The following is a 5,135-nucleotide window of genomic DNA, read 5'->3' as shown; positions in this document are numbered from 1 at the left end:
GGTGGGAGCGGCTGGAGCTGCTGGGGCGGAGCTTGAGGCGCTGTACTGGCCGGCACGGTCACGCCACCCCTTTTCTCGGTCAACCACGGTCAACTCATCCGTCAAAAGCGGTCATAGCATCACAAGACATGTGCACTGTGTGCAAGCACCGTATAACTCCGTGTTGACGGCAAGTTGGGCACCAAACATGCGAAAACCCCGCACCGGAGCGGTGCGGGGCCTGCTGGGGCGAAGGATCAGAACGGGTAGTCGGCGATCACCCACGTGGCGAATTCACGCCACTGACCGGCAGCCGCCTGGTGGGCGGGGTGCTCGATGTAGCGCTGGAGCGCCTCGCGGTCCTGGACCGCCGAGTTGATGGCGAAGTCGTACGCGATGGGCCGGTCGGTGATGTTCCAGGCGCACTCCCAGAACTCCAGCTCGGGAACGACCCCGTCGAGCTCCTCGAAGGCCTTCACTCCGGCGAGGACGCGCGGCTCGTCCCGCTCGACACCCTCGTTGAGCTTGAAGAGGACCAGATGGCGGATCAAGGGGCACTCCTACTGGATCAGCTGGGACATGAACTCACCGACCCCCTGGGCGGCACTGGACACGCCTTCGAACCCTACCTGGACGAGATCGGCCGCCCTGGCGGGGGAAGTGATGATTGTGTACAGCACGAAGACAACGACCACGTAAAGAGCGATCTTCTTCGTTTGCACCATCTGTGCGGCCTCCCCTGCCGGTCCCGTGAGTCGCGTGAGTCTAACCGCACAACACGAGAGCCCCGACTCGGGGAGTCGGGGCTCTCGTTCTGAGCGGTAGCGGTGGGATTTGAACCCACGGATAGCTTGCACCATCACACGCTTTCGAGGCGTGCTCCTTAGGCCACTCGGACACGCTACCGAGAGAGAGCTTAGCCCACACCGGGCCGTGCTCCGAAATCGGTTCCCGGCCGGCGGGTGCGGCGCCCGGTTCAGCGGTCCCTGAAGAACGCCGTCAGCCGGTCCGAGCACTCCCTCTCCAGCACGCCCTGGACGACCTCGGGCCGGTGGTTCAGCCTCCGGTCCCGTACGACGTCCCAGAGCGAACCGGCGGCGCCCGCCTTCTCGTCGAGCGCCCCGTACACCACCCGCTCCACCCGGGACTGCACGATCGCCCCCGCGCACATCGTGCACGGCTCCAGGGTCACGACGAGCGTGCAGCCCGTCAGCCGCCACTCGCCGAGCGCCCGCGCCGCCCGGCGGATGGCGAGCACCTCCGCGTGCGCCGTCGGGTCGCCCGTCGCCTCGCGCTCGTTGTGGCCCGCCGCGAGCAGCGAGCCGTCGGGAGCCAGCAGGACGGCGCCGACCGGCACATCGCCGGCCTCCGCCGCCCGCGCCGCCTCGTCCAGCGCCAGGCGCATGGGCGCCCGCCACCGGTCGCGCACCGGATCGGGCTCCGACTCCAGTCGTTGGTCCTCAGTCACTGCCGGGCTCACTACTGGACGGTCTCCAGTACGTCGGCGGCGCCCAGGGCGTCGGCGATCTCCGCGAGCGCGTCCGTGCCGAGCGCCAGCAGCTCCTTCTCGGACAGGCCGAGGTCCGCGAGGACCGCCGCCTCCCCGAGCGGACCCGCCGGTACGACGCTGCCGTCGTCCGCCCTGATCTCCTCCTCGTCGTTGTCGTCGTCAGTCTCCCCATCCGGTTCCCCGTCCTCGGTGCCGTCGAGATCGACGAGCTCCTCCAGGGCGTCCGGGTCCTCGGGGTCGCGGCCGAGCAGTTCGTCGGTGAGCAGGATCTCCCCGTACGAGGAACGGGCGGCCGCGGCCGCGTCGGAGACATAGATGCGCGGGTCCTCCTCGCCGTCCACCCGGACGAGGCCGAACCATGCGTCTTCCTGCTCGATGAAGACGATCACCGTGTCGTCGTCGACCGTGGCCTCGCGGGCCAGATCGGTCAGGTCCGACAGGGTTTCCACGTCGTCGAGCTCCGTGTCGCTCGCTTTCCACCCGTCTTCGGTGCGCGCGAGCAGTGCGGCGAAGTACACCGTGACTCTCCCACTGGTCTTGAGAAGTGCCGGTTGGAGTTCCTCCCGGCCGGAGGGTGACGCTGAGGTCGGGGAGAAACCGATTCGCAGCTCCGGGCCCCGCCCACTTCGGAATCGTGGCAGAAGAAAGCGTTCCGCGAGAGGTCTTCCGCTCTTGCGTCGTGTACCAGTCCTGCGAGAAAGGCCCCTACCAGCGGAACGTGCGCATCCGCATCTGCTGCCGCATCCGGGCCGCCCGGGCCCGGCGCGGCTGTACGCGCTCCCGCAGCGCCTTCGCCTCGTTCAGCTCGCGCAGGAACTGGGCGCGCCGCCGCCGGCGGTCGTCCTCGGTGCTCTCCCGCTGTTCCTGTCCGGGTTCCTGCCCCGGTTTCCGCTCCCGGTCCGCGTCCGGCATCGGCCACACCACCCCAAGCGCGTCTGTTCCCCACCCCACCTTCCCTCCGGCCTGCGGGTTGATGCCAGCGCGAGCGGTCCGCGTGCCCGGTTACTGTTGACGTCATGCGGATCCACGTCGTCGACCACCCGTTGGTGGCGCACAAACTCACCACGCTGCGCGACAAGCGCACCGACTCCCCGACCTTCCGGCGCCTCGCCGACGAGCTGGTCACCCTGCTCGCGTACGAGGCCACCCGGGACGTGCGCACCGAACAGGTCGACATCGAGACCCCGGTGACGGCGACGACGGGCGTGAAGCTCTCCCACCCCCGCCCCCTGGTCGTACCGATCCTGCGGGCCGGTCTCGGCATGCTCGACGGCATGGTGCGGCTGCTGCCGACCGCCGAGGTGGGCTTCCTCGGCATGATCCGCAACGAGGAGACGCTCCAGGCGGAGACGTACGCCACCCGCATGCCGGAGGACCTGTCCGGCCGCCAGGTGTACGTCCTGGACCCGATGCTGGCCACCGGCGGCACGCTGGTCGCGGCGATCCGCGAGCTGATCAAGCGCGGCGCGGACGACGTCACGGCGGTCGTCCTGCTTGCCGCGCCCGAGGGCGTCGAGGTCATGGAGCGCGAGCTGGCCGGCACGCCGGTCACCGTCGTCACCGCCTCGGTCGACGAGCGGCTCAACGAGCACGGCTACATCGTTCCGGGCCTCGGCGACGCGGGCGACCGGATGTACGGCACCGCCGGCTAGCCGACGGCCGTACGCACCGTTCTCAGCACTTCGCGGAGGGCGCGGGCGCGGGCCTGGCCAGAACGGCCAGGGCCTTGTCCGCGTCCTTCTTCGTCGTCAGGGCCTTGAAGCCGTTGCCCAGGATCAGGTCCACGTCGGCACTCTTGCGGGCGTCGGCCTTCCGCGTGGCGTCCTTGAGCTGCGTACCCAGCACGGGCATGACGCCGGACACCGCCTTGGGCGCTCCCAGCAGTATCCCGGCGCCCTTGACCTTCTTGTCGTACTGCGGCGGCGCGTTGCCGACCTTGCCGACGGTGAAGCCGCGCTTCTTCAGCTCGTCGGCCGTCTCCTTGGCGAGACCGCTGCGCTTGGTCGCGTTGTAGACGTTGACCTTGATCGCGCGCGGCTTGGGCAGTGCGGCGGCCCGGGCCGGCGCGGACGGCGCGGCCGCCGTGTCGCAGCGCTTCACGCGCCCGGCGGCCGAGGTCTCCGTCGCGCCCCCCGTGAAGACGTCGATGAGCTGCAGCGTCCCCCAGCCGGCCAGACCGAGGGCCACGAGGGAGGACACCATCACGAGGATGGTCCTGCGCCGGTTCCGGGGACGGCGCATGCGCGGGAACTTGTCGCCCGTGATGCGGTACTTTCCGCCCATGCCGGGGGGAGTCAGCATGCTCATGGGCGCAGCGTAGTGCGCCGCGGTGATGATGCCTACTAAATGATCAATGACACCGGACAGGCCAACCCGTAAGGCCCAATTGGGTCAGCTGTTCGGGTCGTCACATGGAGTCGAGCTCCAGGACGCGCGCGTGCAGCACCTGGCGCTGCTGGAGCGCGGCCCGCACCGCGCGGTGCAGTCCGTCCTCCAGGTACAGGTCGCCCTGCCACTTGACGACGTGGGCGAAGAGATCGCCGTAGAACGTCGAGTCCTCCGCCAGGAGTGTCTCGAGATCCAGCTGGCCCTTGGTGGTCACCAGCTGATCGAGGCGGACCGGGCGCGGCGCGACATCCGCCCACTGCCGGGTGCTTTCCCGGCCGTGGTCGGGATACGGCCGGCCGTTTCCGATGCGCTTGAAGATCACACGGAAAGCCTACCGGGCAAGCGGCTTCCGGCGCAGCCACGAGGACGGGGTGCAAACGTCGTATTCGGTGCCGGACCGGGACCAACTCATGAGCGGAACAACCCATTCCGGCGATGTGGCGCGATGTTGCGCGCCCCACCGGCGCGCGAAGCGGGGCGGGTGGGCATTCCCCCGTACGGAGTACGCCGCTGTCCGCCGGTCACTTCGGCGCGGCCTTCTTCGCCGCCGCTTTGGCCTCCTGCTTGAACGCGCGGACCTTCGCCAGCGACTCCGGGCCCGTGATGTCGGCCGCGGACCGGTACGAGCCCTCGTCGCCGTACGCGCCCGCCGCCTCCCGCCACCCCTGCGGCCGTACGCCGAGCTGCTTGCCCAGCAGCGCCAGGAAGATCTGCGACTTCTGCTTCCCGAAGCCCGGCAGCGCGTTCAGCCGGGCCAGCAGCTCCTTGCCGGTGGCGGCGTCGCGCCAGAGCGCGGTCACGTCGCCGTCGTACTCGTCGACCAGGTACTGGCAGAGCTGCTGCACGCGCTTGGCCATCGACCCCGGATAGCGGTGCACGGCCGGCTTGGCCGACAGCAGCTCGACGAAGGCCTCGGGGTCGTACGCGGCGATCTCGTGCGCGTCGAGATCGTCGGCGCCCAGCCGCTGGGCGATCGTGTACGGGCCCGCGAACGCCCACTCCATGGGGACCTGCTGGTCGAGCAGCATGCCGATCAGATCGGCGAGCGGGCTGCGGCCGAGCAGTTCGTCGGCCTCCGGTTGCTGGGCGAGGCGGATCTCAGGGCTCATGCTCCGATGATCACCCAGAGGAGGCCCTCGCGCACACGCCCGCCGGGCGCGCGGGCGCGGCCCGGTCAATCATCGAAGGGCGACCTCGGGAAGGACCGGCCCATGTCCGAAGCACCACCCCCGCCCCCCGGCGGCCAGCAGTGGGGACC

At 69.8% G+C, this 5,135-nt stretch carries 9 protein-coding genes and 1 tRNA gene; 1 reads left to right on the top strand and 9 read right to left on the bottom strand.

The annotated features are described in order from the left end of the window. Positions 1-236 precede the first annotated feature (236 nt). The 6 genes from E2E34_RS31075 to E2E34_RS31055 form a co-directional block, all read right to left on the bottom strand. Positions 237-530 carry a Dabb family protein gene (locus E2E34_RS31075; RefSeq protein WP_138905193.1) on the bottom strand — a complete coding sequence of 98 codons (294 nt, stop codon included), beginning with the start codon at positions 528-530 and terminating at the stop codon, positions 237-239. 9 nt (positions 531-539) lie between these two features. Continuing rightward, on the bottom strand, positions 540-704 hold the full coding sequence (locus E2E34_RS35720) for a hypothetical protein (protein WP_167518426.1): 165 nt from the start codon (positions 702-704) through the stop codon (positions 540-542). A gap of 94 nt (positions 705-798) precedes the next feature. Continuing rightward, positions 799-885: transfer RNA gene (locus E2E34_RS31070), tRNA-Ser, on the bottom strand. A 70-nt stretch (positions 886-955) separates the two neighbouring features. Continuing rightward, positions 956-1,384, bottom strand: coding sequence for a tRNA adenosine(34) deaminase TadA (gene tadA, locus E2E34_RS31065; protein WP_138905194.1), 429 nt, complete (start codon positions 1,382-1,384; stop codon positions 956-958). Between the two features lie 74 nt (positions 1,385-1,458). Further along, positions 1,459-2,007, bottom strand: a complete 549-nt coding sequence (locus E2E34_RS31060; protein ID WP_138905192.1) for a tRNA adenosine deaminase-associated protein — start codon at positions 2,005-2,007, stop codon at positions 1,459-1,461. 187 nt (positions 2,008-2,194) lie between these two features. Then, positions 2,195-2,401 carry a hypothetical protein gene (locus E2E34_RS31055; protein ID WP_138905191.1) on the bottom strand — a complete coding sequence of 69 codons (207 nt, stop codon included), beginning with the start codon at positions 2,399-2,401 and terminating at the stop codon, positions 2,195-2,197. A 104-nt stretch (positions 2,402-2,505) separates the two neighbouring features. Here E2E34_RS31055 and upp point away from each other — a divergent pair, with 104 nt between their 5' ends. After that, positions 2,506-3,141, top strand: coding sequence for a uracil phosphoribosyltransferase (upp, locus tag E2E34_RS31050; RefSeq protein ID WP_138895405.1), 636 nt, complete (start codon positions 2,506-2,508; stop codon positions 3,139-3,141). 22 nt (positions 3,142-3,163) lie between these two features. On the opposite strand, the gene E2E34_RS31045 is transcribed toward upp, so the two are convergent. The 3 genes from E2E34_RS31045 to E2E34_RS31035 all read right to left on the bottom strand — a co-directional run bounded on the left by E2E34_RS31045 (position 3,164) and on the right by E2E34_RS31035 (position 4,986). Next, a complete protein-coding gene (locus E2E34_RS31045) occupies positions 3,164-3,796 on the bottom strand; it encodes a LytR C-terminal domain-containing protein (RefSeq protein WP_138905190.1) in 633 nt (210 codons plus the stop codon). A gap of 100 nt (positions 3,797-3,896) precedes the next feature. Further along, positions 3,897-4,199 carry a type II toxin-antitoxin system VapB family antitoxin gene (locus E2E34_RS31040; RefSeq protein ID WP_138895407.1) on the bottom strand — a complete coding sequence of 101 codons (303 nt, stop codon included), beginning with the start codon at positions 4,197-4,199 and terminating at the stop codon, positions 3,897-3,899. Between the two features lie 199 nt (positions 4,200-4,398). Further along, positions 4,399-4,986 carry an HhH-GPD-type base excision DNA repair protein gene (locus E2E34_RS31035; RefSeq protein ID WP_138905189.1) on the bottom strand — a complete coding sequence of 196 codons (588 nt, stop codon included), beginning with the start codon at positions 4,984-4,986 and terminating at the stop codon, positions 4,399-4,401. Positions 4,987-5,135: the final 149 nt, after the last annotated feature.

The sequence above is a fragment of the Streptomyces albidochromogenes genome, from assembly GCF_005981925.1.
Classification (GTDB): domain Bacteria; phylum Actinomycetota; class Actinomycetes; order Streptomycetales; family Streptomycetaceae; genus Streptomyces; species Streptomyces albidochromogenes.
The sequence above is the reverse complement of the archived record's forward strand: the minus strand, read 5'-3'. Positions and strand labels throughout refer to the sequence as shown.

What these genes read in the sequence shown, in the direction of transcription:
- E2E34_RS35720 (WP_167518426.1), bottom strand. Translation starts at nt 704, where the DNA reads ATGGTGCAAACGAAGAAGATCGCTCTTTACGTGGTCGTTGTCTTCGTG.
- tadA (WP_138905194.1), bottom strand. Translation starts at nt 1,384, where the DNA reads ATGCGCCTGGCGCTGGACGAGGCGGCGCGGGCGGCGGAGGCCGGCGAT.
- E2E34_RS31055 (WP_138905191.1), bottom strand. Translation starts at nt 2,401, where the DNA reads ATGCCGGACGCGGACCGGGAGCGGAAACCGGGGCAGGAACCCGGACAG.
- upp (WP_138895405.1), top strand. Translation starts at nt 2,506, where the DNA reads ATGCGGATCCACGTCGTCGACCACCCGTTGGTGGCGCACAAACTCACC.
- E2E34_RS31045 (WP_138905190.1), bottom strand. Translation starts at nt 3,796, where the DNA reads ATGAGCATGCTGACTCCCCCCGGCATGGGCGGAAAGTACCGCATCACG.
- E2E34_RS31035 (WP_138905189.1), bottom strand. Translation starts at nt 4,986, where the DNA reads ATGAGCCCTGAGATCCGCCTCGCCCAGCAACCGGAGGCCGACGAACTG.